Consider the following 23,968-nt stretch of genomic DNA (forward strand, 5'->3'; position numbering starts at 1 on the left):
CAAGCGCTGCTACAGAGTGTCTACGAGCGGTCAGAGTTCTGGATGAGCTCATGAACGAACTCGATTTTGTCGATCGCGAATTGCGACAAGACAAAGGGGTAAAGATCCGGTTGCCCCATACTGCGGTTCAGGCTGTTGACGGCGTAGGTCATGGGCAGCCAGGCCTCGATCATGGCATCGAAAGATTCGCTGTCTCCCTTTTGTGAAATCGTGGTGGTACCCTCGGCCTGCTGGCGCCTTAGTCCTCTGCGCACCTGTAGGTCATAGGCTTCGGCGGTTTCAAGCGTATCGACGATGTGCATGTAGTGGGCCCAGGTCTCGGCAAAGTCCTCCCATGCGTGCATGGTTGCGTAGCTGCTGACGTAGCGCTCCGGCCAATCGATTGGCGGTCCTTGCTCGTAGTGCCTTGCCAGGGCTTCGCCGTAGTCCTGACGTTCGTCACCGAAAAGCACGCGAAAAGACTCGTGACGTCCCTGATCGGCCACCAGGCGTTCCCAGTAGTAGTGTCCGATTTCGTGCCGAAAGTGCCCAAGCAACGTCCGGTAGGGCTCGGACATGTCGCGGCGCTGGCGTTCCCGTTCAACATGGTCCGCCTCCGACAAATCGATTGTGATCACGCCGTTGGCATGGCCGGTCACCACGCTCGCGGCACCGTCTTGCGGCATGTCCGCCGCCGAGAGGAACTCAAAGGCGACGCCCTTATCGGGATCGTCCTGCTTACTCAGAACCGGCAGGTTCAGGCGTTTCAGGCCGTAAATCATCCGATGCTTGGCCACTTCCAGCCGTCGCCAGAAGACGATATGGTCGGATTCTTCCAGCCTGGGAATAATGCGGTTGAGACGGCAGGCCTGGCAGAGCGCATCGGGACCTTCCGCCGGAACCAGCCAATTGCAGGCCTGATACGCGGAGTTTGCGCAAAACCTGAAAACGCGCGCCGGATCCTTCAGCGCCTGCCAAAAATCGCCGCGCTCGGGCACGAGAGCGATCAGATCTTCATAATCGGGGTCGTATCCCAGAACGTGTCCGCAGCGTTCGCAATGGCTGTTTTCGAAGGTCAGCCATTGACCGCAGTTCTGGCATTCAAAGTGTTTCATTCTGAGCCTGTAGGCTGATTCTGTTTGTTTTGCCGAAGACTACAGCGCAGACGGGGTCTAATTCGGACCGATCAATCTACTCGGCAGGACCAATGAGACCCACGCCGCTTTCGTTTATCACAATTTGCGGGCAGTCAGAATTACGATCGGGATTTGCCGCAGGGACAACGTCTCTTCACCGGACCTGGTTCCCTGTCAATCGCAACAGGAAAAAACACCCCATTTCCGCCGGGGCGGATGGGATCCCTAGCCGGATGCGATCTGATAGCGGATGCGAGAGGGTTCGATCCTGCTCTGGACTCTCATGTTCTCCTCATTTAACAGTTATATGATGACTGAGAAGTGTGGCCGGCAGCGCGTTGCCGGAGCGGGTGCGGGGGGCTTCTGCCATTTCGGGATGCCCCCGAGGCCGGAGGGCGAGTGCTTACCGCAGCAGGAGGAGTTTCTTTTGATCGAGATGAAAGCCGGAGGGCTCGGACTACGCTCCTTTAAGGGCCGCCCGAAGCTCAGCGAAGAGGTTGCCAGTCAATTGCGTCAATTGATCCAGGGCGGGAACCTGAGGCCGGGCGCGCAGCTGCCGACCGAAAACGCCATGATCGAGCAGTTCGGGGTGAGCCGCACGGTCGTCCGGGAGGCGATTGCGGCTTTGAGCGCCGACGGGCTGGTGAATTCCCGCCAGGGACGCGGTGTGTTTGTCGCCGACGACCTGACCCGGCAGCCTTTCCGCCTGGGAGACAGCGAGCTCAACGAACACGACCACATTCTGCAGATCATGGAACTGCGCCTGAGCCTTGAGGTCGAGTCGGCGGGTCTCGCCGCGCAGCGCCGGACTCTGCAGGATTTGCGCGAGATCGAGGATGCCTTCGAGAGGATGGTCGAGGCCCAGAGCCGCGGTCAGGAAGCGGCCGAGCAGGACTTTGCCTTTCATCTGCGGATCGCGGAAGCCACTCAAAACACCTACATCGCCAAGTTCATCCGCTATCTCGGTCCCTTCATCATCCCGCGTCCGGCCCGGCGCCGCGTGACGGGGAAAGAACGTCAGGACTATCTGGACGGTCTGACCAGGGAACACGCCAAGATCCGCGATGCGATTGCGGATCAGGACGAGGCGGCGGCAAGCGAGGCCATGCGTACGCATCTCTCACGTGGCTTGGCCCTGAACCGCAGCCTGCTTCAGAGCTAGATGACCAAACTGACAACGACATAAGACACAGGACCCATTCGAGTTATGGAAATACGACAGGCTTGCAGCCCGAAGGAAGCCAAGCGCTTCAATACCGATGAATTGCGCGGGAATTTTTTGTTCGAAAGGCTCTTCCAGGAGGGTGTGATTCAGATGACCTACAGTCATATCGATCGCACGGTGGTTGGTGGTGCTGTCCCCTTGGCTGAGCCCTTGCCGCTGGTCTCGAACAAACAGATCGGATCGCCCGGGTTTCTCGACCGGCGCGAGATCGGCATCTTCAACATCGGCGGCGATGCCACCATCACCGCTGGCGACGAAGACTTCGACCTGACCCGCACGGACTGCCTCTACCTGCCCAAGGGCGGGGCCGAGGTGACCTTCGCCAGCGCCGATGCCGGCAACCCGGCGCGCCTCTATTTCGTCAGCACGCCGGCCCACCAGCGCACCAAAGCGAAAAAGATCACTGCGAAGGATGCCAATCGGATCGATCTGGGAACACAACCGGACGCCAACATCCGGGTGCTGCGACAGTACATTCATCCCGACGTTTGCCAGTCCTGCCAGCTTGTGATGGGCATGACCATGATCGAGGACGGCAGTGTCTGGAACACCATGCCCTGTCACAGCCATGACCGGCGATCAGAGGTCTATCTCTACTTCGATATGGCCCAGGGCACCCGCGTCGTGCATTTGATGGGCGAGCCGGACGAAACCCGCCACCTTTTCGTGGACAATGAGCAGGCCGTGATTTCTCCCGGCTGGTCTATCCACAGCGGCGTCGGGACGGGACGCTACGGTTTTATCTGGTCGATGGCCGGCGATAATCAGGACTTCGATGACATGGACTTCGTCGCCATGGGGGACCTGAGGTGATGGCCGGAGATACGATGTTCAGTCTCGCGGGAAAGACCGCGATCGTGACCGGCGCGAATACCGGGATCGGGCAGGCTATTGCTGTCGGACTTGCAAATTCAGGGGCGAAAGTGGCCTGCGTCGGGCGCTCCGACATGACCGAGACCATCGAGATGACCGGCACACCGGACGCCTGCCTGGAAGTGCGGGCGGACCTGGCGACGCTGGAACCCATCGGGCGCATTGTCGAGAGTGTGACCGAATGGAGCGGTGCGATCGACATCCTGGTGAACAATGCTGGCATCATCCGCCGGGCCGATGCGATTGATTTTACCGAGGAAGACTGGGATGACGTCATGGACGTCAACCTGAAGTCCGTCTTCTTTCTCTCTCAGGCGGTCGCGAAAAAGATGCTGCCAAGGGGAAAGGGCCGGATTATCAACATTGCCTCGCTTCTGTCATTCCAGGGCGGCATTCGGATCCCTTCCTACACCGCAAGTAAAAGCGGCGTTGCGGGCCTGACGAAACTTCTGGCGTGCGAGTGGGCAGCCAAAGGGATCAACGTGAACGCCGTCGCACCGGGCTACATCGAAACCAACAATACGCTTGCCCTGCGGAACGACGCTGAACGCAACAAGGCGATCCGCGATAGGATTCCCGCCGGCAACTGGGGGCAACCCGCTGATATCGCGGGGGCGGTGGTCTTTCTGGCCTCAGAGGCGGCGAGCTATGTCCATGGCATTACCCTTCCGGTCGACGGCGGCTGGCTGGCGCGCTGAAAAGAGGTCGCATATCCGCAATTCAGGCTTATTATGTGCTCCCCGCAGATCAATCCGTGACGACAAATGACATCGTGGCGTAAGATTACGCCGGGTTGAACCACGCCATATTTCCATCTCTTCCACGGGACTAAAAATTACATGACCAACGGAATGCAGTTTATCGGCGGCGCGCGCGTCGCTGCTTCAGAGGAAACCTTTGCAAGCATCGAGGCGGCGACGGGCGCCGAGCGCGGCGCACGTTTTCATCAGGCCACGGTCGGGGAAGTCGCTCAGGCGGCCGAAGCCGCCGCCGCGGCCTATCCGCTTTACCGGCAGACCTCGCCGTCGGACCGTGCTGCCTTTCTCGAGGCCATCGCGGACGAGATCGACGCATTGGACGACGCATTCGTTGAGACGGTGATGGCGGAATCCGGTTTGCCGGAGGCGCGCATTCGCGGCGAGAGAGGACGAACGACCGGTCAGCTCCGGCTTTTTGCCGGCGTTGTGCGCCGTGGCGATTACATCGGCGCCCGTATCGATCAGGCCTTGCCTGACCGCGCGCCGCTGCCGCGCACGGATCACCGTCAGTACCGGATCGGAATGGGCCCGGTGGCTGTCTTCGGGGCGTCGAACTTCCCGTTGGCCTTCTCGGCCGCCGGTGGGGACACCGCCTCGGCATTGGCCGCAGGCTGTCCCGTGGTTGTCAAGGCCCACTCCAGCCATCCGGCGACGGGTGAGGCGGTTGGTGAGGCGGTTCTGCGCGCCGCTGATAAGTGCAAGATGCCCAAGGGTGTCTTTGGCATGATCTTTGGTGCACGCGTCGGGGCCAATCTGGTGCAGGCGCCGCAGATCAAGGCGGTCGGCTTTACCGGCTCGCTCCACGGCGGCCGCGCGCTGTTCGATCTGGCAAACGCGCGTCCGGACCCGATTCCCGTCTTTGCAGAGATGTCATCGATCAATCCGGTATTTATGATGCCCGGGAAGATTGCTTCGGAAGGCGAGGCGGTCGCAGTAGCGCTGGCCGACTCGGTTTCCCTCGGGGCCGGTCAATTCTGCACCAATCCCGGTCTCGTGATCGGCTTCAAGGGCGCCGACTTCGACGCTTTCACCGCGCAGCTCTCGACATCGCTTGCCGGAAAGCCGCCTGCGGTGATGCTCAATTCCGGCGGTCTTCGAAGCTACCTCGACGGACTGGAGCGGGTCGCCGCTCTTGATGGTATCGAGACGCTGGGCAGCGGGGAGACCGCTGAGGGGCGGGCACACACCTGCGTTTTCAAGGGGGACGCCTCCTTATTGAAACTCGATGGCAAACCCCTCGAGGATGAAGTTTTCGGCCCCTCGACCATCGTCGTCGCGCTGGATGATCCTTCTGAACTGCCGGCGCTCGTGGCCGGGATGAACGGGCACCTGACCGGCAGTATCTTCGCCACGCAAGCGGAGCTCCCGAACTGCGCGGACCTGATTGCCGCGCTCGAAACCCGGGTCGGACGGGTGATTTTCAACCAGTTCCCGACCGGCGTCGAAGTCTGTGATGCCATGGTGCACGGCGGACCTTACCCGGCGACTTCCGACAGCCGGGGGACATCGGTTGGAACACTGGCCATCGACCGCTTTCTGCGGCCCGTTTGCTATCAGAACTCTCCCGATTCAGTTCTGCCCGACGCTCTGAAAGATGCTAACCCGCTCGGCCTCAAGCGCCTGGTCAATGGTGCCTGGAGCTCGGAGAGCCTGTAAGAGAGAAGGTTCCGCGCCGACCGGGCACTCTTTTGGAGTTGCCCGGTCGGTGCTGTGTCGCCTTCGCCCGCTGGGATTTTTTCGCGGCTTCGGCGCAGAAAGCCCGGCAGCTGGAGAGGAAGGCGCACGCGTTCATCGATTGCCTGCGGCCGGTGACGTGTTAGCGTCACGCAGTTGTGCCGAAGTCTAGAATGCCGTCTTCAGAAATCACCAGATCGAACTCACTGAGTTTGCCAAAACGGGCAGGCTGAACCTGACCGAGTTTGCTCTTGTCGACGACCAGGATCTGCTTGCTCGACTTGGCCATGGCCGCGCGCTTCTGGTGGGCTTCATGAAAGTCGACGCAGGTGGCACCGATCTTCTGGTCGAGACCGGCCGCGGACAGGAAAGCCGTCGAGATCGCCAGTTCCTCGAACATGGAGTCCGCCTTTAACTCGGCGAAGGAGGCGGTGGCCGGCTGATATACCCCACCGATCAGAACGACCTTTAACTTGGGTTTCCGGATGGCCCGGTCCAATACGTTGAGTGCGAAGCAGACCAGAGTGAGTTCGATGTCCGCCGGCAGCATGTCCACCAGGTGAACCAGCGTCGTGCCGCAGTCGACAAAAACGGTTTCGCCCGGATTGATATGTGGCAGACAGTGCTTGCAGGCCTGGCGCTTTTCCGCCGCGTTTTTCTCTTCCTCGCTCTGCAGGTCGTAGGGGGTGAGAGAGAAACGGTTGCCTGCGGGCATGATGTAACCGCCGAAGAAACCGAACTCTTTGGGGTTTTCCTGAATGTCCCGCCGCACAGTCATTTCAGACACATCCAACAGCTCGGCGGCGTCTTTGACATGCAGGCGCGCATGATCTGACAGTGCGTTATGGAGCTTCATGAGCCTTGCCGTTTTTCGTTTGCTCAAAATGGCAACTCCCGTTTCTTACCGAACAGACTCAGCCCGCGGGGGATTTCTCATCGCGCCGAAGAGCGCCAACGGTGGCGGCTATAGATAGCGGAGCGTCCGGGGCTTGTGAATTCTCATCTCAATTTGTGAAAATTATACCATATGAATGTTGAAAATATCACAAAATAATCTAAGCTATGGCGAGTGGCGGCATCCAGCTCCACTGAGATGTATTCGCAAGAGGAACGATGCGACGTGGTCAGCACCGCAAAATCTGAGAGTCGAACCCCGAAAAGGGGGCCGGTTGAGGTGACCTCCGCCCATGAAGTCGCGCGCAACCCGGGCATGCCCCTGGACCTCTCTGTGGTTCAGGCCGTCAGGGTGAATAAGTCCGCTGCCGAGCGGCGGGTTGCGTCACTGCCGGGCCGCAGGTCGATCAAGGCGGATGCTCAGGCGGCCTGGCTTCTGAACGCCGTGACCTGTATCGATCTGACCACTCTCAACGGAGATGATACGCAAGGCCGGGTGAAGCGGCTCTGCGCGAAGGCGATCACGCCCGTGCGCCCCGACATTCTTGCCGCGCTCGGGATGGCCGACCGGCGAATCACGACCGGGGCGGTCTGCGTTTATCACCGCTTTGTCGCCTGCGCGGTCGAGGCGCTTGAAGGAACCGGCATCCCGGTTGCCGCCGTTTCGACTGGTTTCCCCGCGGGCCTGACGCCGCATGAGCTGAAGCTCAAGGAGATCGAAGCCTCTGTTGCCGACGGTGCCAGCGAAATCGATATCGTCATTACCCGTGAGCATGTCCTGACCGGCGACTGGCAGGCGCTCTACGATGAGATGCGGGATTTCCGCGAAGCCTGCGGCGACGCGCATGTAAAGGCCATTCTGGCAACCGGTGATCTCAAGACGCTTAGAAACGTCGCCCGTGCCAGTATGGTTTGTATGATGGCGGGCGCCGACTTCATCAAGACCTCCACCGGCAAGGAAGCGCAGAACGCGACCTTGCTGGTGACGCTCGTTATGCTTCGCATGATCCGCCTCTACCAGTCGATGACGGGTTTCAAAGTCGGCTATAAACCCGCGGGCGGTATTTCCAAGGCCAAGGACATCCTGGTTTATCAGAGCCTTATGAAAGAAGAACTGGGGCGCGACTGGCTGCGGCCCAATCTCTTCCGGATCGGCGCCTCGAGCCTGCTGGCCGATATCGAGCGGCAACTGGAGCATCATGTCGACGGGGCCTACAGCGCCGTCAAGCGGCACCCGATTGGATAAATCATGAACGTAGCGAGCTATTTCGACACCATGTCCTACGGACCGAGCAGCGAGAGCGACGCGCAGGCGCGCGAGTGGCTGGCTGGCAACAAACAGCAGTTCGGGCATTTCATCGGCGGCGGCTTCACCAAACATGCCGCAAAGAGTTGCTTCGATGTGTCCGAACCTGCCTCGGGCAAGCTCCTGGCCAAGGTCTCTCTCGGCAAGAAGGCGGACGTCGATGCGGCGGTGCGCGCCGCCCGGAAGGCACAGGCGGACTGGGCCGCCCTGAGCGGCCATGCCCGGGCCCGCAAGCTCTATGCCCTCGCACGCATGATTCAGCGCCACGCCCGGTTGATCGCCGTGCTGGAAGCGCTGGACAACGGCAAGCCGATCCGTGAAACCCGCGATATCGATATTCCTCTGGCTGCGCGCCACTTCTATCACCACGCGGGCTGGGCGCAGCTCAGCGAGAGCCAGTTTCCGGATCAGGCACCGGTCGGTGTGGTGGGGCAGATCATCCCCTGGAACTTCCCTTTCCTGATGCTGGCGTGGAAAATCGCCCCGGCATTGGCACTGGGAAATACGGTGGTGCTCAAGCCCGCCGAGTATACACCGCTGACGGCTCTGCTTTTTGCCGAGCTGGCCAAGGCCGCCGGACTCCCGGACGGTGTTCTGAACGTGGTGACAGGCGACGGCTCGACTGGTGCTTTGCTGGTCGAACACAGCGGAGTCGATAAGATCGCCTTCACCGGCTCGACCGCAGTTGGAAAAGAGATCCGCAAGGTGACGGCGGGTAGCGGTAAATCCCTGACCCTGGAACTCGGCGGCAAGTCGCCTTTCATCGTTTTTGACGACGCGGATCTGGACGCTGCCGTCGAGGGCGTGGTTGATGCCATCTGGTTTAACCAGGGAGAGGTCTGCTGCGCCGGTTCGCGCATCCTGGTCCAGGAAGGCATCGCCGAGGACTTCCACGACCGGCTGCGCAGGCGCATGTCCAAGCTGCGGGTCGGCGCACCGCTGGATAAATCCATCGACATGGGGGCGGTCGTCGCACCCGATCAGCTCAAGCGCATCAAAGGCATGGTCGAGGCCGGCGTCAAGGCGGGGGCCGAAATTTTCCAGCCCGAGATCGAGATGCCCGGCTCCGGCTGTTTCTATCCGCCGACCCTCATGAGCAACGTGCAGCCGACGGCGGCGGTGGCGACAGACGAGATCTTCGGACCCGTCGTGGTTTCCATGACCTTCCGCACGCCGGATGAAGCCATCCAACTGGCCAACCATACGCGCTACGGTCTGGCGGGCAGCATCTGGAGCGAGTCGATCAATCAGGCGCTCGATGCCGCCGTGCAGCTGGAGGCCGGTGTCGTCTGGATCAATACCACCAACGTGCTGGATGCCGCCGTCGGCTTCGGCGGCAAGAAGGAAAGCGGTTTCGGCCGGGAGGGGGGCCGCGAGGGCTGTTACGACTATCTGAAACCGCTGGTCTGGTCGAAGCTGGGCGAGCGCGCGGCGGCTGCCCCGAATTCCCCTACCGCTGCGAGCGGCTACGAGATCAAAACTGTGGACCGCACGGCGAAGCTCTTCATCGGCGGCAAGCAGGCCCGCCCGGACGGCAATTACTCGCGTGAGATATTCTCGCCCAAGGGCAGGGTCATCGGTGAAGTCGGAGAGGGCAACCGCAAAGACATCCGCAATGCGGTCGAGGCCGCGCGCGGCGCTAAATCCTGGGGAACCAGAACCGCCCACAACCGGGCGCAGATTCTATTCTATCTCGGTGAAAATCTCTCTGTCCGGGAACGCGAGTTTGCGGACCGCCTGCGCGAGATGACGGGCGTGAGCGCCGCGAAAGCGCAGGCCGAAGTGGAGGCTTCCATCTCGCGGCTCTTCACCTACGCCTCCTGGGCCGACAAATACGACGGTCAAATACACCTGCCGCCCATGCGTGGCGCGGCGCTCGCCGTTCCCGAGGCGCTGGGTGTGGTCGGGACGGTCTGTCCGCCCGAAGCGCCTTTGCTGGGAATGGTTAGCCTGATTGCGCCGCTCATGGCGACCGGCAATCGCGTAATTGCAATACCCAGTGAGCCGCATCCGCTGTCAGGTACCGACTTCTATTCCTTACTTGAAACCTCGGACGTTCCGGACGGTGTGTTAAACATTGTAACGGGAGACTCTCTTGAACTGGCCAAGGTCCTGTCGGCGCACAACGATGTCGATGCCGTCTGGGCGTTCGGATCGCCGGAGCTTTCGAAAGAGGTTGAGGAACGTTCTGTCGGCAACTTGAAACGGACCTTCGTCGACTATGGCCGACAGATTGATTGGCTCGATCCCAAGTCGGGCGAAGGCGAGCTTTTTTTGCACCGCGCGACCGAGCTCAAAAATATCTGGATTCCCTACGGAGAGTAGACCGCAGGATCCGTAACGCTGTCGTTAGATTACCGCCCCGGCTCGAGCGCCCGGATCACGTTCAGCACACTTTGTTTCAGCGCTGGCGAGGAAATGGAATCGAACTGCCGCACCAGACGTGCTGAGGCCAGGGTATCGATATTGCTCTCAGGCAGTTTGGGCCGCTCTGCAGGTTGCTTCTGGTAGTCGTCGAAAAAGTACGTAATGGGCGTATCCAGTATTTCCGCAAGCTGGTAGAGCCGCCCCGCGGAGAGGCGGTTTTTTGCGTGCTCGTACTTTTGAAACTGCTGGAAAGATACGCCCAGCGCTTCCGCCACTTTCTTTTGTGTCATACCGAGCTCGACACGCCGGGCATGAATTCTGCGTGATACGTGCTCGTTTATAGCCTGCTGCATCTTTTCTGACATGGTTCCCTCAAGGTCATCTCTGTTTCTTGGCGATCCGTCTTCACTCTTTGCAGGTTCAGAGGGACCGCACGAATTTCAGCACTTGATTTCCTTCAGGTTGGCGCCTGTTCGGCCTCTTGTGTAACCGGTGCCTTTAGTTGTGTCTCGACAGGCGCTTCTGCTCGCAACGCATTGGTGTAGTCCCTGAAGAAGCAGCGCAACGAAATCCCGAAGACCTGACAGGCTTCGTATAATTGGTGTGCTGCAATACGCTCTACGCCGGATTCCGCGTTTTGGATCACATTGATGTCAACGCCAAGGAGCCGCGCCAGGTTGCTCTGTGTGATGCCACAGCGCTCGCGCTGTTCCGTAAGCTGCGTAGCAACGAACTGATTCAGCAAAGCTTCTTGTCTCTCCACATCCATGGCATTCACGCTCCTGGCTTGAGGGTGCTTTTGAATTTTTTTTGAAACAAAAATCGATGCCGCTTCGCGCGGCCAATGTGCCGGTTGCGGATCCGATGCTGAGTATATGTCAAAGAACATGCCAGCGCTCAATTCGGGAATCTACTTACGCGCGAACTCCCATGCAGCCCGTCGCTCCTGAAATGCTTTTTTGAACCCTTCGCAAGAGTTGAACGACTTATAGCCGTTGCGACCATTCAAGTGTGGTTTCGGGAAACTCGTGAGAGGCTACGGGAAATGCGTGAGGCATAAGGAAAGCGGGCAGCGCTGGGGTGTCTTGTGGGAGCGGCCGGTCTGCTGGTTCTGGGGACTGCCGGCACGTCTGCTCTACAGGCTCAGGAACCGGAATTTCTTCTCTACGGCGGAAAGGGCCAGACTCAGTTTCTGGGATGCTTGAACTGTTCCCGGTTTGACAAGTCCTCCGTCTGGAACAAGCTCGGCCCCCACGGCTCCGAATTCGACGAGGCGACGATCTGGAGCAAGACCGGAGTCTATGGGTCACAGTACAGCAGTCTGAGCCCATGGCACCGCCATTCCACCGAGGCTCCGGAGATCCGGGACAGGGACGGTAAGTCTTACGGACGCTTCACCCGGAACCAGCACGGCGACCGGACCAAGGTCGAGTCATTGCTCTGGATACTGGAAAACTACGACTACGTGATCGAGAACCTCAACGACGTACGCTTAGAGTACTGATTGCCCGCGTCGCGATCCAACCCTGTGGTTAATCCTCAAGGACCGCGAAGGAGGCGGTCAGGTCTTCGATCAGATCCTGCGGATGCTCCAAACCGATGTGGAAACGGGCCATGGGGTCCGGCGATTCTTCTTTGACAAAGCTCCGGCTCTCGTCCGGCGCAATCGGCATGGCCAGACTTTCGAAGCCGCCCCAGGAACTGCCGATCGAAAAGATCTGCAAACGGTCGAGAAAGGCCTCCAGTGCAAAGCCCGGCCGGAATCGAACGCTCAAAAGCCCATTGCAGCCGCTGGCGTCACGCCGCCAGATTTCGTGGCCGGGATGGCCGGTCAGACCCGGATGCAGGACCTCCGACACTTCGGGGCGTTTCGCGAAGTAGTCGGCCAGCAGGAGGCCGCTCTCGTGATGCCGCTCGAGCCGTAGGCCCAGCGTGCGCATTCCGCGCAGGCAGGCGTAGGCTTCGTCGGGTGCAAGGGTTTGCCCGCTGGCGTGCACCACTGCCCGTAACGGCGCGCAGGCTTCGCCCCGGGCACTGGCAACGCCCATCATTACGTCGGCATGACCGCTGAGATACTTCGTGCCGGCAATGACGGACACATCGCATCCCAATTCCAGCGGATGGTACAGCCAGCCCGAACCGTAAGTGTTATCGGCGATGACGGTGATCCCTTTTGCCGTGGCGCTGCGGCAGAGGGCGGGCAGGTCCATCACTTCGAAGGTCTGCGATGCCGGAGACTCAACCATAACCGCCTTGGTCTTTGCCGTGATCCAGGGGGACAGATCGATCGTGTCCCAGGGGATGTAGTCGATCTCCACGCCATTCCGCCGGAGCTGGCTCTCGCAAAAACTGCGGGTCGCTGGGAAGACCGTATCGACGATCAGCAGATGATCGCCCGCACCGGCAAAGGCGGAGATGGCGCCAGCGAGCGCGGCCACGCCGGTCGGGAAAAGGAAACTGGCGTCCCCGCCTTCCAGGTCCCGCACCGCGTCGGCCAGGACATGTGCCGTGGTCGTGCCGCGCCGGCCATAGGAGAGGACGCTGTCGTCGCTTTCCCGCCTACGTTTGGTGTCGCGGTAGGCGGCGACACTGTCGTGCAGGATTGTTGAGGCCCGCACCACCGGCGGGTTGGCGGGGCCGGGGCCGGCGGTGTTCCGGCCGTAGTGCATCAGCTTAGTCTCGCGCCGCATTCTCCAACCTTTCAGAAACCACTCTGGGTCGTAAGGGGTTAAGAACAGCGTGCTCCTGTTCGTCCAGCTGATCGAGTAAGCCCAGTTCCCATTCCAGATAGCGCCGCGCCGCGTCGAGGTTGCCATCGTGACGGTCATGCACGAAGAAGAGATAATCGATACAGTCTGCCTCGCTGGGGAACTGGGGAGTCTCGACAACTCTCAGACCAGCGGAGCGCCAGCTTGCCGGGTTGCCTTGAATCATGTTTTTGGGGGGCTGGCCGGTCAGGCTTTTTATTTCTGCCGCCACACCTGCCATCAGGACTGGGCAGCGGCCGGTCAGAACGATTCCATCCGGGTCGCCGATCAGCGAACTATTCACACGCGCCCGTGTGGTCCAGACCGCTCCATCTATATGACCGGCCCGGTAATCGAGTCCGCGCGATGCATCCAGGACAAGCGCACCGGCGTCAACAAGGGTTTTCAGGCCGGCCAGGTCAATGCTGTCGGCAAGGCCTGGATAGACGGGCACGGCTTCCCGGGTTTCTGTCCTGGCGGTGGCTGTGTCGAGCAGCCAGACCCGGTGTCCCATACCGGTCAGCCAGATCGCGGTGGTGGCCGAGCGCAATCCGTTATCGCAGCAAAGAAGGATCCGGGCATTGCGGACGGCAAGCTGCTCGTCGGTTGCCTGCACAAGTTGGCCGCCTGGTGCCGAGCGCGCGCCGGCAACATGTCCCTCGGCATACTCCTGCTTGCTGCGCACGTCGAAAAGATAGGTCGTTTGGTCCGGGGCCGAGAGCCAGGACTGCGCCTGTTCCCCGGAGATCACGGGCAAGCCGTAGTCTTCCCGCAACTCCGCCGCTTTGGCGCTGCCCGCGGCCAGGGCTTCCGGATCCGGTTGCGGCAGTGGCAGCGGCTCTACACCATGCCTCAGATCGAAGCCCGCCAGCCGCCAGCCCTGTGACCCGTTGCGCAGCGCATAGACGGGATTGGGAACCCCCAGCAGGGAGAGTGTCTGCGCGCCGATGATCGAGCGCGTCCGCCCGGCGCAGTTGACCACGATCGGCGTTGTCGGATCGCTGTTCAGCATGGGCAGCCGGTATCCCAGTTCGGCGTTGGGGCAGGAGAGCGCCCGCGGCAGTGACATCTTCCGGAACTCGGGACTGCTTCGCCCGTCCAGCACCAGCAGATCCTTATCCAACTGCTGCAGGCTGTTGAGCTCTTCCGCGGAGATGGCCGGAGTTTGGAAGGCATGCTCAACCAACTCACCAAAGGCCTTTGAGGGAACATTCACGCCTTTGAAGAGGGTGTAACCTGCCGCCGCCCACGCCGGAGCGCCGCCGCTGAGAACAGCGACGTTGTTGTAACCGAGATCCTCAAGCACGGCGGCCGCGCGCGCACCGACACCATCGCCGTCATCCATCAAAACGCAGCGCACGGCCCTGCAGGGCATGAGTTTCGGCGCAAGGACTTCGATCTTGCTGTAGGGCAGATGCACGGAAAAGAACGGATGCCCCTCACCATACTGGCCGTGCTCGCGCACATCGAGAAAGGCGATCTCGGCGCCATCGGTCAACAGGGGCTTGAGCGCCTGAGCCGTCATCTCTTTCATCGGTTCTCTTTCATCAAGAATTGGCTTCAAGATTTGGTCTTCACGCCGATGTCCATGATCCGGCAGGTTCCGGCATCGAGGTCATAGCTGATCCGGCCGCTCAGGGTCTCCAGGGGCTGACCGTAGAAATGCAAGTGCCGGATGACCGAGTCGCCACCGATCACGACGCTATGAATGTCGTCCGGTCCCATGCCCAAGGCATTGCCCGGCTTCAGCTCGACCACGGCGGTCTCGCGCAGTTCCGCCTTTCCGGGAACGGACCGGTCGTCGAGCCGCTCATAGAGTCTGTTGGTCTCCACACCTTCCACGGCGGCGACACAGGCCCAGGTCGTGTGATTGTGAGGCGGGATCTTCTTGCCCGGACGCATCACGTTCAGATAGAGGGTCAGACCGGACTCGGCATCCTGGGCGATCTGAAAGCGGTTCTGCTTTTCTTCCAGTGAAGGATTGGGGAAATCCGTCTCGCTCCAGAGCTCCGCGCGTTCTGAGAGTTTGGAGAGAGCCCCTTTGATCCGGTTCAACCGCGTCGGGTCGGGCGGACCCTCCGCCAGTATGGATTTGGATTGCGCGAGGAGTTCTTGCGCCATTTCGCTGCGCGTCTCTGCATGTGTCATTGGAAGAGGGGCCTTTCCTTTGATGGTTCTGAAGTTCTATTTGTCCGACGCGCGCTGAAATCGTGACATCAGCATTGGCACGATCCAGAGTGCGAGGGAAACCGACATCATTCCGGCGCTGATCGGGTGAGAAACAGGATCGAAAAAGACCAGCCAGTTGCCCTGGGAAATGCTCAGCGAGTTGGCGAGGGAGGCCTCCAACTGCGGTCCGAGAACCAATCCCAGAATGGCCGGACCCAGCGGAATGCCGGCTAGCCGCATAGAGTAAGCCACGATGCCCGCAACCACCGCCACCCACATATTAAAGACATTGGCGCCGTCCGAATAAGCCCCCATCAGGCAGAGCAGCGCGATCACGCCCACCATGGCCTGTTTCGGAATTGCAAAAATCGTCTGCGACACCGTCTTGATCACGCCATAGGCAATCGGCCACATGATCAGATTGGCGGCCAGAAAGGCGACGATGATCATCCAGGCGATATGACCGTGCTGGGTAAAGAGCAAGGGACCGGGCACCATGCCGTGTATGGCGAGCGCGCCAATAAAGAGGGCCGAGGTGGAGTTGCCGGGGATACCCAGGGACAAGAGCGGCACCATCGAACTGGCCGTGACGGCATTGTTGGCGGCTTCCGGTGCGGCGATTCCTTCGGGGACGCCCTCGCCCCATTCCGCCTCACCGGGCTTTCCCTCGAAGCGGCGCCGGAAGCGGCGCGCAGCCTGGTCATAGGCCAGAAAGATCGCCATCAGCATCCCGGCGCCCGGCAGCATGCCAATCAGGTTGCCGATGGCCGCGCTTCCGCCCCAGATGGGAAGCAGCCTGCGCATCAGTTTTCCGGGAAGCCGCATGGACCCGATCTCAGGCAGGCCGGAAGCTTTCGTTCCCGCATGCCGCTCTTTGACGATGTCGACCATCAATTCAAGCATCGCGGCGATCCCGAAAAGGCCAACGAGCAGGGGGACAAAGGGGATACCCTCGATCAGGTTCACGCTGTCGAAGGTATAGCGCGGGAAACCGGTCACCGGACTGAAACCCACGTTGGCGACCAGCAGACCGATGACGGCGGCAATCGCGCCCTTGATGACAGCGCCGCGCAACAGTCCCACAACACTCGAGAGTCCCAGGATGGCCAGGGCAAAGTTTTCGACATAGCCGAACTGCAGCGCGACCTGGGCCAGGGAGGGGGCGAAGAGCAGCAGGACGATGGAACTTAAGATACCGCCCACGACCGACGAGGTCAGTGCGATGGACAGGGCTTTACCTGCGGCGCCCTTGCGCGCCATGGCGTTCCCGTCCAGAGCGGTCAGGAGCGAGGAGGCCGTCCCCGGCACCTTGATCATAATAGCGGGGATCGCGCCGCCTGTGGCCGCGGCGCAATAGACGCCGACCATCAGCGCCAGCGCCTGTTCCGGCGGCATGGAGAAGGAGAAGGGAATGAACACCGCGAAGGCGATGTTGTCGTTGATCCCCGGAATCGATCCGACGATCATGCCCGCCACGACCCCGATGACGAGCGTCAGCAGCACCAGCGGGTCGGTCAGGGTGGAAAAGCCGAGAAGGATCAGGTCCATGTTCCAGGCCTCAGAACAGCCAGGGCAGGTGTGAGGCCGGCAGCCGCACATCCAGGAGACCGACGAAGATCGTGTAGCTCCCCCCGGTCACCAGTCCGGCATAGAGCGCGGCCCGTCCCGTCCCGCGAATACCGCAGAGCCACATGAACGCAAACTCCATGGCGAAGGTCGGAACGACATAACCAAGCCCGTTTGACAGCGCCAGAATCCAGAGTGCAAGGACGACCGCCGCGGGAAGGAGAATACGGGCCTGTTGCGTAAAGCTTTGATCTTCGCCCCCGCCCAGAACGGCCCTCGCCGCGAGGACCGCTCCCAGAAGCATCATCAGCACGCTGAGCGCAAGCGGGTAGGGACGAGAGGCGTCATCGAACCCGCTTGCCATCCAGGCGGCGGCGCCGCCAACGGCGAGAAGCACCAGCCCGATCCAGACATCGCTGGAGCCTTGTCCGGGACGCTTTTCCGAAATGATCTGAGGCATGATGCGGCCAATCCGTCTTGCGGTTTCGAAGGCTTCCCGTTTGATCCGGACCGGGTCCGATCTTGCGATAGGACCCGATTCGGAAACCAAACAGTGGTAGGCAGCGTTACTTGCCCAGGTTAGCCTCGTCGATGATCACCGACGTCAGCTTGGAGTAGCTGTCGACAACCGCTTTGAAGCCCTCGGCATCCCGGAAGACGGGATCGTAGCCGGCCGCCTTCATGCGCTTCACGTAGCCCGCATCTTCATAGGTTGCGCGCATGATGTCGGAGAGTTTGGCAACCACGTCCTCCGGCGTCCCTTTGGGAACCGACCAGCCGCGGAACGTGGCCCAGATCGGAATGTCGATCCCGGCTTCCTGGAAGGTCGGGACATCGGGAAGTCTGCTGTGACGGCTTTCCGATGCGATGGTCAAGATTCGCACGCTCCCGTTTTCGGCTTGCGCCGTGGCTTCGCCGAGCGGCCAGAGCGCGCCGTCCACATGTCCCCCGGCCACGGCCTGAACCTGTGCGCCGAAACCCTTGGTCGGGACATAGTTGAACTTGACGTCCGTCACCCGTTCGATGGCCAGGCCGGACATGTGGTGCGAGGTGCCGACACCTGCGACCACGATGTTGAGGGTATTTTCCTTTGCCGCCGCCATGAAATCTTCGGCGGTCTGGATTGGCGATCCTGCCGGGACGACGATCACCTGCGGGTCGAGGCTATACAGTGCGACCGGTGTAAAGTCGTCCACGGAATAGCCCGCGCCCTTCATCTGTGGGTTCGTCACCACGGAGCTGGTCATGGCGAGGACCGTATAGCCGTCCGCTGCGGCCTTCGACGCGAAGGTCTGGCCGACGACACCGCCACCACCGGATTTGTTGACCACGGAAATTTCCGTGCCCGTCAGCATCTTGTTGGCGGTTTCAGCAATGATGCGAGATGTCGTATCCACCGCCCCGCCGGGATCGAAGGGGACAATCAGGTCAATGTCGCGGCTCGGGAAATCCTCGGCGCCTGCGGAGGCCGCGAGGGCACCGGCCATGAGACTGGATAAAAGGAAAGTGGCGGCTTTACGCATTAATTGAACTCCCTGGTTCGGTTTCGAAATGTCAGGCGCCTGTCTTCTTATCTGCTTTGGCTTTGCTTTTGCGGCGCTCGTTCAGCCTGAGCTTCGCAAGATCCATCGGTTTAATAAATTTAATAATTTTTTCTGAAACATTAGAAAAAATGATATATTCAGTTGACGTAATCATTGAGGCGGGCGGCGTCATGAAACCGGAGATCCAGATCAGTCACCTCAAAACCCTGATTGCCATCAGCGAGGAGGGTAACTTCGGCGCGGCGGCACAGCGGGTCGGCCGGACACAGTCCGCTGTAACGCAACAGATGCAGAATCTCGAACAGATCGTGAATGCCCCTCTTTTCGTTGCCAAGGGACGGCAGCGCGAATTGACCGAGGCCGGTTTGACCCTGTTGCGCTATGGCCGCGAGATCGTGTCGCTCTGCAACCATGCAGTGACGGCATCCGGGCGCAGTCAGCAAACCGGCATCATCAAGATCGGCGCACCCTACGAAATTGCCGAAGAGCTGTTACCGGGCGCGCTGATTCGCTTCACGGAGCTCTGGCGGGACATGCGGGTCGTCATCCATGTCGACCGTAGTCCCAATCTGATGGAGATGCTGGAAGAAGGGCGGCTCGATCTCACGTTGAGCACCCGCCGCTCCAGCAACACTGAGAGCGTGCTCTTGATCAAGATGCCGGTTCTCTGGATCGCCGCGAGCGGTTGGGAGTTTGATCTCTCCGATCCCTTGCCCCTGATTCTGACCGACGAGCCGAGCATGTTCAGACGGATTGCACTCTCCGCCCTGGATCTCAGCGGCCAGCCCTACATCGAACGCTTCACCTCGCCATCCATGGCGGGGGTCCGTCTGGCGGTCTCGGCGGGTTTGGGCGTGACCGCGCGCACGCAAAGCGCGTTTCTCACCACAACAAAGATTCTCGATGAACGGGACGGATTTCCGCCTCTGCCGGATATTCCCTACTATCTGCACCGTCCGATCGAACAGAGCGACCAGGCCAGCAAGGCTCTGTTCGACACGATCGTCGAAGAGGCGAGCGGGGAGAGCCGGACTCTGTTTGCTTGATGCCGGGCTTGATGGTGGGCCTGATGCTGGGCTTGATAAAGCTTTGGGAGGCGGCTCGATCGAACGAACCGCCTCCCTGATTTATGCCGTCAAACCCTGGTGCTTCTAGAATGTGAAAAGCTTCGTGTCCTCTGCCAGAAGCGCAGCCGCGATCGCGGGCGGTTTTGCAACCCCGACACCCTCGATCAGGTCCGCCGGCGACTTGCCGTTGTTGGGCAGATAGAGGGCGCAGACATTCGGCTTCACGCCCATGCCCACCAGCTTCGTCAGCATAGCTTGAGGCGTCACGTCGCGAGGTTTCAGGACCGTCTGTGGCGCACCCTTCAATGCGACATCGCCCCCCGGCCCACAGAGCAGCATCTGAACGTCCGCGCCTTGCTGCACGGCCTGGAGTGAGAGCACCATCGCCATGCCCTGGGTTTGCGGATCCGGCGAGGTGACGACGACAAAAAGGTCCGCCTTGTCGCTTGACGCCGCCGCCGGGCCGAGGCCGAGCGCGCCGGCTGACGTCAATAAAAGGATCGCGAGCAGCTTTTTCATTCGGAGTGTTCCTCTATCTGGTTTCGGTTTTTGAAAGGGAGAGTTCGGCTAAGGCATTGGGCGTGGGGAGGCAGCAAGAGCCCGCCTGAGTCCAACGACCGCTATTTAACCCGGAGTGCAACGACCGCTATTTAACCCGGAGTGCAGTGTCCGCTATTTGACGAAATACATCTTTTCCTGATTGAGCTTGTAGCTCCACGGCAGTCCGGCGTTCTTCCATCCGTCCTGCAGGCGCCAGTTTTTCCTTGGCCCTTCCTTGATGCTGCCGCCCTCAAAGCCGTCGACCACCACATAGACCCGGCTGTAGCCTTTGCCTTCAAGCGCCAGTGCCGAGGGGGCGCCGCGGGTGCCGCCCGAACGGCACATGAGAATCACCGGCGTTTCTTTCGACAGTCCTCTGACCTGGAGTGCCCGGGCAATTGCCGGTTCGAAGTTCGGATTTTTCTCCATGGCGAAGTTCGGCTTTGAGGGGTGCCACTTGCTCCGGTTGGCGATCAGAAAGGGAATGTTGACATCGACCACATCGGTAAAGCCGGTGAACATGATTTCGATGGGTTCGCGGACATCGACGAAAAGGACCTGATCGTCCTGCGCCATTTTCATTTCGTAAGCTTCCCGGGAATCCAGATAAAGACCCCAGGGCGTTTGCTTTTTGGGATCCTGCGGCTCCGGCGCGGCACTGGCGGACATCGGCAGAGCGAGCAGCATTGTTGTGAGCAGGTAAAAGGCGAGGTTTCTCATTTCATGCATCCAACGTGATGATCCTGAGGCGCGGTAGATGGATCAGGTTTAGATGCGGTTCTTTTAGCGCGACGAACGGTGGCCTTCAGTGACTATGTCACTCTTCTCCAAAGATATTTAAAAAAAGGAAACGCCGGCGCCCCTGGGCACCGGCGTTTTCCATCGAAGAACATATCTTCAGTTAGTCGAGAGTGGGACGAGGAGCGGTGGTAAATGCGCCGCCACCGACCGGTTGAGAGCAATTGACACTCATCGGCGTCCACTGCGACGAGGCCTGAGCTCCGCCCATAACGGCGGCATAATACTTACGATGTGTCGTTTCGTTGAAGGTGTACTTGCGCGTGTAAGTCGCACGGCCCGCGTTGTTGGCGGTCATCTTGACGTCCCGGAAAGCGCCGTCGCCGCGAAAGAGCCGGAAGGTAAATTTGCCGGCTTTATTCGCTTTGAATTGAGCGGTCAGCGTGATGTTCGCCGGGCAGGCGGTCATCGAGCCAGTACGTTTGATCGAGAGCTTTACATCCGTCACATTGAAGGGCTCGGGCATGCATACGATTTTCGCTGTGGCGTACCGGGTTGCCTTGTTGACGGTCGGATTTTTGGCGGATTGAGAGATGTTCTTGCCTTTCGACTGCATCCAGCCGGTGAACATGAGGTCCATGTCATTCACCACTCTCTTGTTCGGGTCTCCATGCTGCTGGCAGTACTTCAGGGCTCTGGCTTCGTAGCCTTTCAATAGGTTCCGATCGCTGAAGGCGACCCGCCTGTCGACCTTTTCCCAGCTTCCCTGTTGGTGACCGTGCGAGGCGATCTTTTTCCCGCCGCTGTGCGGATGTCCCAGATAAATCTGGTAACCTGTGATCTGCGCGCGCCGGTACTTTTCTCCTTTCAGGCGTAACTTCACCGGGCTGCCGTCCAATCGGTCGAAAACGTATTTTCCCTTCCTGGGGACGAAAACAAAGGTGAGTGGATCTCCCAGGTATGAGTCCTGAATACCGAACGAGAAATTCTTGATCCCGCCGTAAGGCTGCGCCTCTGCGGCCGCGCTAAGGACGAGGCTTGTGGTCAGGGCGAGCAGAGTGGCTTTTGCGAGTGTTGGCATGTCGATCTCCATAAGTGACCGCGCCGGGCGGCGCGAGCGGTGTAAAGGGGACCCTCTTTCGGGCGCGTTTCCTCTCAGTCGGAAAGGCCCGCCAAAGGGTTCAATGAGATCGAAAAAAGTATCTGTCTCAAATTTACATTTCAGATCAGTGGGATGATGATCGAGAGGCGGGCTGGCACCGCTTTGAACCGAGTTTATCTCGAGCGATTTGAACGAGACTTGCTGCGTTTGACCGGGTCGCGTGCGGATGCGCGAGTTGCCTGACCCCGCTTCCCGGTCGCTTCACTCCCGGGTCGGGGCCACGATAAGGAGACCCGGGAGTGACAGGGGCTGGCGGTTTTGTTACGCAGCAGCTTCCCGGGCCGCTGAGCGCATGGTATCCGCAATCAAACGGTAGATTCTCGTCCAGGCTTCCTGTACGTCGTCGTTCCAGTCCTCGCCCAGGCCTTGCTTGAGAGTCCAGAGCAAGGCCTCGCCGACCGAGTCATAATGTGCATCTGTCACGCCGTAGTCGGCATGGCGCCGGCCCATGTCCTCAATGATCGGCACCAGGGCGTCCAGGTCCTGCAATCCGATGACGGCGCTGCCCAGCGTTTGCATCAGTTTCTTGCGTTGTGCGGGCATATCGACAGATGCAAAGAGCGGCTTAGTGGACGGGTCGATCTGAAACAACCGCCTGTAAAACAGCTTCGCGGCGTCATCGCTGTTCGGCGCAAGCTGCTTCCAGGTACGCCGAATAATCTCGATTTGTCTGGGGCTCATCATTTCTCTCCACGGCTCACAAAACTGGGGGCTCACAAAAACGGGTCGCGCGGGCCCCTGGCCGCTTTGACAAGCAAACCTGTGGAACGCCGTGCCACCACAGAAACGCAGCGGCTTCCCCAATAGGTCGTTGGATGTGCGGAAAGGTTCAATTTTGCTGGGCAAGAGGCCATTCGCGCCTTGATTAGGCCCAGCTGGAAGAGCAGGCTTCTTGGGTAGTTGTTCGTCCACCGCTGACTATTCTGGAAAGACCGATGTGCAGGAATATTCGAAAGCTTTTTAACTATGAGCCGCCGGCAACGGACGAGGAGGTCCACGACGCGGCTCTTCAGTTCGTCAGGAAGATCAGCGGTTCGACAAAGCCCTCAAAGCGAAACGAGGTTGTCTTCGAGCAGGCGGTCACCCGGGTTGCCGCGGCGGTCCATGAGCTGATCGCGGCGATGGAGACGGATCAGCCGGTCCGCAGTCGCGAAGCTGATGCGGAAAAGGCGCGCCAAAGATCGGCCGCCCGTTTTTCCTGATCGCAACCGGTTTTCCGGCAGCTGGCTGGCCCTTTTGCGTCAGCCAGACAAAAGAGACCGGGCCGGTCGTCTGGTCAGAAAAGGCGTGTCAGGTGGTTCAGGATGCCCTCGCGGACATTGTCCATATGGGTTTTCATCGCGGCCTGCGCGCGCTCGGGGTCCCCGGACACGATACCGTCGATGATGGCGATGTGTTCGTGACAGCCCGGTTCAAAGCGCTCCGGGATGCTGCCCTTATCGAAAATCCGGGTCTTTAATCGCATGTCCGAGATCAGGCTTTCCAGCAACCGAGATCCGGACATGACCGCGATGCGTTCATGAAGCTCGTCATCTGCGGCGCTGTGTGCCTCTGCCGTGGGGCGTTCGCCCGACAGAAAGCCCTCGAACAAAACGCGTAAACGCAGAAGCGCGTCCCGTCCGGGCGCTCCCGCCGCCTGTCGCGCGGCTTCGACTTCCAAAAGCCGGCGGACGTGCAGGATCTCGACGATCTCATCGGTGGAGATGCGGTGGACGACCGGTGTGCCCCCCTCAGGCCGGCGTACAAGCCCCTCGCTGGTCAGGCGGCTGATGGCCTCGCGGACCGGTGTCCGCGAAATGCCCAGGCGTGCCGCGCAGTCGTTTTCAAGAACCCGGGCGCCAGCCTGAAGTTCGCCGCTGACAATCATCTGACGCAGTCTCAGATAAGCCGTATCGCCCAGGTTCGCCCGTGGCGGCTTCTCCTGCGCTTCCTTCCCCCTCATCGCCTTTCCCCCGTTTTTCCGGAGTGTCGCGTTATCGCTTTGCATATTTCTTGTATACTCGATTGCCAGTTTTTCGCAAGCTTTCCCCAAGGCTCATCCGAATCGCGCCTGAAACGCCGGGGCGGACGGTGCCATGGTCGCGTGGGATAATTGCACGGAGCCTTGGGCCAGATCAACGCGCAGAATTCTGCAGTAGTATCGGGAATTTAGCGAAGAAAATCCCTCAATCGGTTGCACGCAGCCTTCGGGGAAACACCACCTTGATCTCGCAATCATGCGGT

General features: G+C 60.1%; 25 protein-coding genes. 9 read left to right on the plus strand and 16 right to left on the minus strand.

The window, feature by feature from the left end; genetic code table 11:
• Positions 1 to 20: 20 nt before the first annotated feature.
• Positions 21 to 1,094 carry a zinc-binding metallopeptidase family protein gene (locus FKG95_RS05950; protein WP_142895414.1) on the minus strand — a complete coding sequence of 358 codons (1,074 nt, stop codon included), beginning with the start codon at positions 1,092 to 1,094 and terminating at the stop codon, positions 21 to 23.
• Positions 1,095 to 1,551: 457 nt separating this feature from the next.
• On the opposite strand from FKG95_RS05950, the gene FKG95_RS05955 reads away from it, so the two are divergent.
• The 4 genes from FKG95_RS05955 (at position 1,552) to FKG95_RS05970 (ending at position 5,627) form a co-directional block, all read left to right on the plus strand.
• Positions 1,552 to 2,277, plus strand: a complete 726-nt coding sequence (locus tag FKG95_RS05955; RefSeq protein WP_246116724.1) for a FadR/GntR family transcriptional regulator — start codon at positions 1,552 to 1,554, stop codon at positions 2,275 to 2,277.
• Between the two features lie 45 nt (positions 2,278 to 2,322).
• Positions 2,323 to 3,153, plus strand: a complete 831-nt coding sequence (kduI, locus tag FKG95_RS05960) for a 5-dehydro-4-deoxy-D-glucuronate isomerase (RefSeq protein WP_142895416.1) — start codon at positions 2,323 to 2,325, stop codon at positions 3,151 to 3,153.
• Positions 3,153 to 3,911, plus strand: coding sequence for a 2-dehydro-3-deoxy-D-gluconate 5-dehydrogenase KduD (gene kduD / locus FKG95_RS05965; RefSeq protein WP_142895417.1), 759 nt, complete (start codon positions 3,153 to 3,155; stop codon positions 3,909 to 3,911). Before kduI ends, kduD begins: the two co-directional genes overlap by 1 nt.
• 141 nt (positions 3,912 to 4,052) lie before the next feature.
• A complete protein-coding gene (locus FKG95_RS05970) occupies positions 4,053 to 5,627 on the plus strand; it encodes an aldehyde dehydrogenase (NADP(+)) (protein ID WP_142895418.1) in 1,575 nt (524 codons plus the stop codon).
• Positions 5,628 to 5,793: 166 nt separating this feature from the next.
• Here FKG95_RS05970 and FKG95_RS05975 read toward each other — a convergent pair whose 3' ends face one another.
• Positions 5,794 to 6,528: a DeoR/GlpR family DNA-binding transcription regulator gene (locus FKG95_RS05975; protein ID WP_142895419.1), complete on the minus strand. Its 735-nt coding sequence runs from the start codon at positions 6,526 to 6,528 to the stop codon at positions 5,794 to 5,796.
• Between the two features lie 291 nt (positions 6,529 to 6,819).
• On the opposite strand from FKG95_RS05975, the gene deoC reads away from it, so the two are divergent.
• Together deoC and FKG95_RS05985 are read left to right on the plus strand one after the other, a co-directional pair.
• Positions 6,820 to 7,785 (plus strand): deoxyribose-phosphate aldolase, encoded by a 966-nt coding sequence (gene deoC, locus FKG95_RS05980; protein WP_218940084.1) that lies wholly within the window; start codon positions 6,820 to 6,822, stop codon positions 7,783 to 7,785.
• A gap of 3 nt (positions 7,786 to 7,788) precedes the next feature.
• Positions 7,789 to 10,170: an aldehyde dehydrogenase family protein gene (locus tag FKG95_RS05985; protein WP_142895420.1), complete on the plus strand. Its 2,382-nt coding sequence runs from the start codon at positions 7,789 to 7,791 to the stop codon at positions 10,168 to 10,170.
• Positions 10,171 to 10,199: 29 nt separating this feature from the next.
• On the opposite strand, the gene FKG95_RS05990 is transcribed toward FKG95_RS05985, so the two are convergent.
• Complete coding sequence (locus FKG95_RS05990; protein WP_142895421.1) at positions 10,200 to 10,577, minus strand: helix-turn-helix domain-containing protein; 378 nt, start codon at positions 10,575 to 10,577, stop codon at positions 10,200 to 10,202.
• A gap of 92 nt (positions 10,578 to 10,669) precedes the next feature.
• Positions 10,670 to 11,101 carry a helix-turn-helix domain-containing protein gene (locus tag FKG95_RS05995; RefSeq protein WP_142895422.1) on the minus strand — a complete coding sequence of 144 codons (432 nt, stop codon included), beginning with the start codon at positions 11,099 to 11,101 and terminating at the stop codon, positions 10,670 to 10,672.
• Between the two features lie 198 nt (positions 11,102 to 11,299).
• On the opposite strand from FKG95_RS05995, the gene FKG95_RS06000 reads away from it, so the two are divergent.
• Positions 11,300 to 11,716 (plus strand): hypothetical protein, encoded by a 417-nt coding sequence (locus FKG95_RS06000; protein ID WP_142895423.1) that lies wholly within the window; start codon positions 11,300 to 11,302, stop codon positions 11,714 to 11,716.
• A gap of 28 nt (positions 11,717 to 11,744) precedes the next feature.
• Here FKG95_RS06000 and metC read toward each other — a convergent pair whose 3' ends face one another.
• The 7 genes from metC to FKG95_RS29535 all read right to left on the minus strand — a co-directional run bounded on the left by metC (position 11,745) and on the right by FKG95_RS29535 (position 18,410).
• Positions 11,745 to 12,902 (minus strand): cystathionine beta-lyase, encoded by a 1,158-nt coding sequence (gene metC, locus FKG95_RS06005; RefSeq protein ID WP_142895424.1) that lies wholly within the window; start codon positions 12,900 to 12,902, stop codon positions 11,745 to 11,747.
• Positions 12,886 to 14,493 carry a rhodanese-like domain-containing protein gene (locus tag FKG95_RS06010; RefSeq protein ID WP_142895425.1) on the minus strand — a complete coding sequence of 536 codons (1,608 nt, stop codon included), beginning with the start codon at positions 14,491 to 14,493 and terminating at the stop codon, positions 12,886 to 12,888. The genes metC and FKG95_RS06010 overlap by 17 nt, the downstream gene beginning before the upstream one ends.
• A 26-nt stretch (positions 14,494 to 14,519) precedes the next feature.
• Positions 14,520 to 15,107: a cysteine dioxygenase family protein gene (locus tag FKG95_RS06015; RefSeq protein ID WP_142895426.1), complete on the minus strand. Its 588-nt coding sequence runs from the start codon at positions 15,105 to 15,107 to the stop codon at positions 14,520 to 14,522.
• 36 nt (positions 15,108 to 15,143) lie between these two features.
• On the minus strand, positions 15,144 to 16,676 hold the full coding sequence (locus tag FKG95_RS06020; protein ID WP_142895427.1) for a tripartite tricarboxylate transporter permease: 1,533 nt from the start codon (positions 16,674 to 16,676) through the stop codon (positions 15,144 to 15,146).
• Positions 16,677 to 16,686: 10 nt separating this feature from the next.
• A complete protein-coding gene (locus FKG95_RS06025) occupies positions 16,687 to 17,154 on the minus strand; it encodes a tripartite tricarboxylate transporter TctB family protein (RefSeq protein ID WP_142895428.1) in 468 nt (155 codons plus the stop codon).
• 106 nt (positions 17,155 to 17,260) lie between these two features.
• Positions 17,261 to 18,217: a tripartite tricarboxylate transporter substrate binding protein gene (locus tag FKG95_RS06030; protein ID WP_142895429.1), complete on the minus strand. Its 957-nt coding sequence runs from the start codon at positions 18,215 to 18,217 to the stop codon at positions 17,261 to 17,263.
• 31 nt (positions 18,218 to 18,248) lie between these two features.
• Entirely contained in the window at positions 18,249 to 18,410 is a 162-nt protein-coding gene (locus FKG95_RS29535) for a hypothetical protein (RefSeq protein ID WP_179953948.1), read from the minus strand.
• On the opposite strand from FKG95_RS29535, the gene FKG95_RS06035 reads away from it, so the two are divergent.
• On the plus strand, positions 18,409 to 19,284 hold the full coding sequence (locus tag FKG95_RS06035; protein ID WP_142895430.1) for a LysR substrate-binding domain-containing protein: 876 nt from the start codon (positions 18,409 to 18,411) through the stop codon (positions 19,282 to 19,284). The two genes, FKG95_RS29535 and FKG95_RS06035, sit on opposite strands and share 2 nt — an antisense overlap.
• Positions 19,285 to 19,389: 105 nt before the next feature.
• Here FKG95_RS06035 and FKG95_RS06040 read toward each other — a convergent pair whose 3' ends face one another.
• The 4 genes from FKG95_RS06040 to FKG95_RS06055 form a co-directional block, all read right to left on the minus strand.
• Complete coding sequence (locus tag FKG95_RS06040) at positions 19,390 to 19,824, minus strand: DsrE family protein (protein ID WP_142895431.1); 435 nt, start codon at positions 19,822 to 19,824, stop codon at positions 19,390 to 19,392.
• Between the two features lie 153 nt (positions 19,825 to 19,977).
• Positions 19,978 to 20,565: a rhodanese-like domain-containing protein gene (locus tag FKG95_RS06045; RefSeq protein ID WP_218940085.1), complete on the minus strand. Its 588-nt coding sequence runs from the start codon at positions 20,563 to 20,565 to the stop codon at positions 19,978 to 19,980.
• A gap of 181 nt (positions 20,566 to 20,746) precedes the next feature.
• Entirely contained in the window at positions 20,747 to 21,664 is a 918-nt protein-coding gene (locus tag FKG95_RS06050; RefSeq protein WP_142895432.1) for a hypothetical protein, read from the minus strand.
• A gap of 342 nt (positions 21,665 to 22,006) precedes the next feature.
• Positions 22,007 to 22,426, minus strand: coding sequence for a globin family protein (locus FKG95_RS06055; protein WP_142895433.1), 420 nt, complete (start codon positions 22,424 to 22,426; stop codon positions 22,007 to 22,009).
• Between the two features lie 254 nt (positions 22,427 to 22,680).
• Between FKG95_RS06055 and FKG95_RS06060 the strand changes: the two genes are divergently transcribed.
• A complete protein-coding gene (locus FKG95_RS06060) occupies positions 22,681 to 22,947 on the plus strand; it encodes a DUF2277 domain-containing protein (RefSeq protein WP_142895434.1) in 267 nt (88 codons plus the stop codon).
• A gap of 74 nt (positions 22,948 to 23,021) precedes the next feature.
• Here FKG95_RS06060 and FKG95_RS06065 read toward each other — a convergent pair whose 3' ends face one another.
• Positions 23,022 to 23,687, minus strand: a complete 666-nt coding sequence (locus FKG95_RS06065) for a GntR family transcriptional regulator (RefSeq protein ID WP_142895435.1) — start codon at positions 23,685 to 23,687, stop codon at positions 23,022 to 23,024.
• Between the last annotated feature and the right edge of the window lie 281 nt (positions 23,688 to 23,968).

Source organism: Denitrobaculum tricleocarpae (genome assembly GCF_007004665.1).
GTDB classification, from domain to species: domain Bacteria; phylum Pseudomonadota; class Alphaproteobacteria; order Kiloniellales; family Kiloniellaceae; genus Denitrobaculum; species Denitrobaculum tricleocarpae.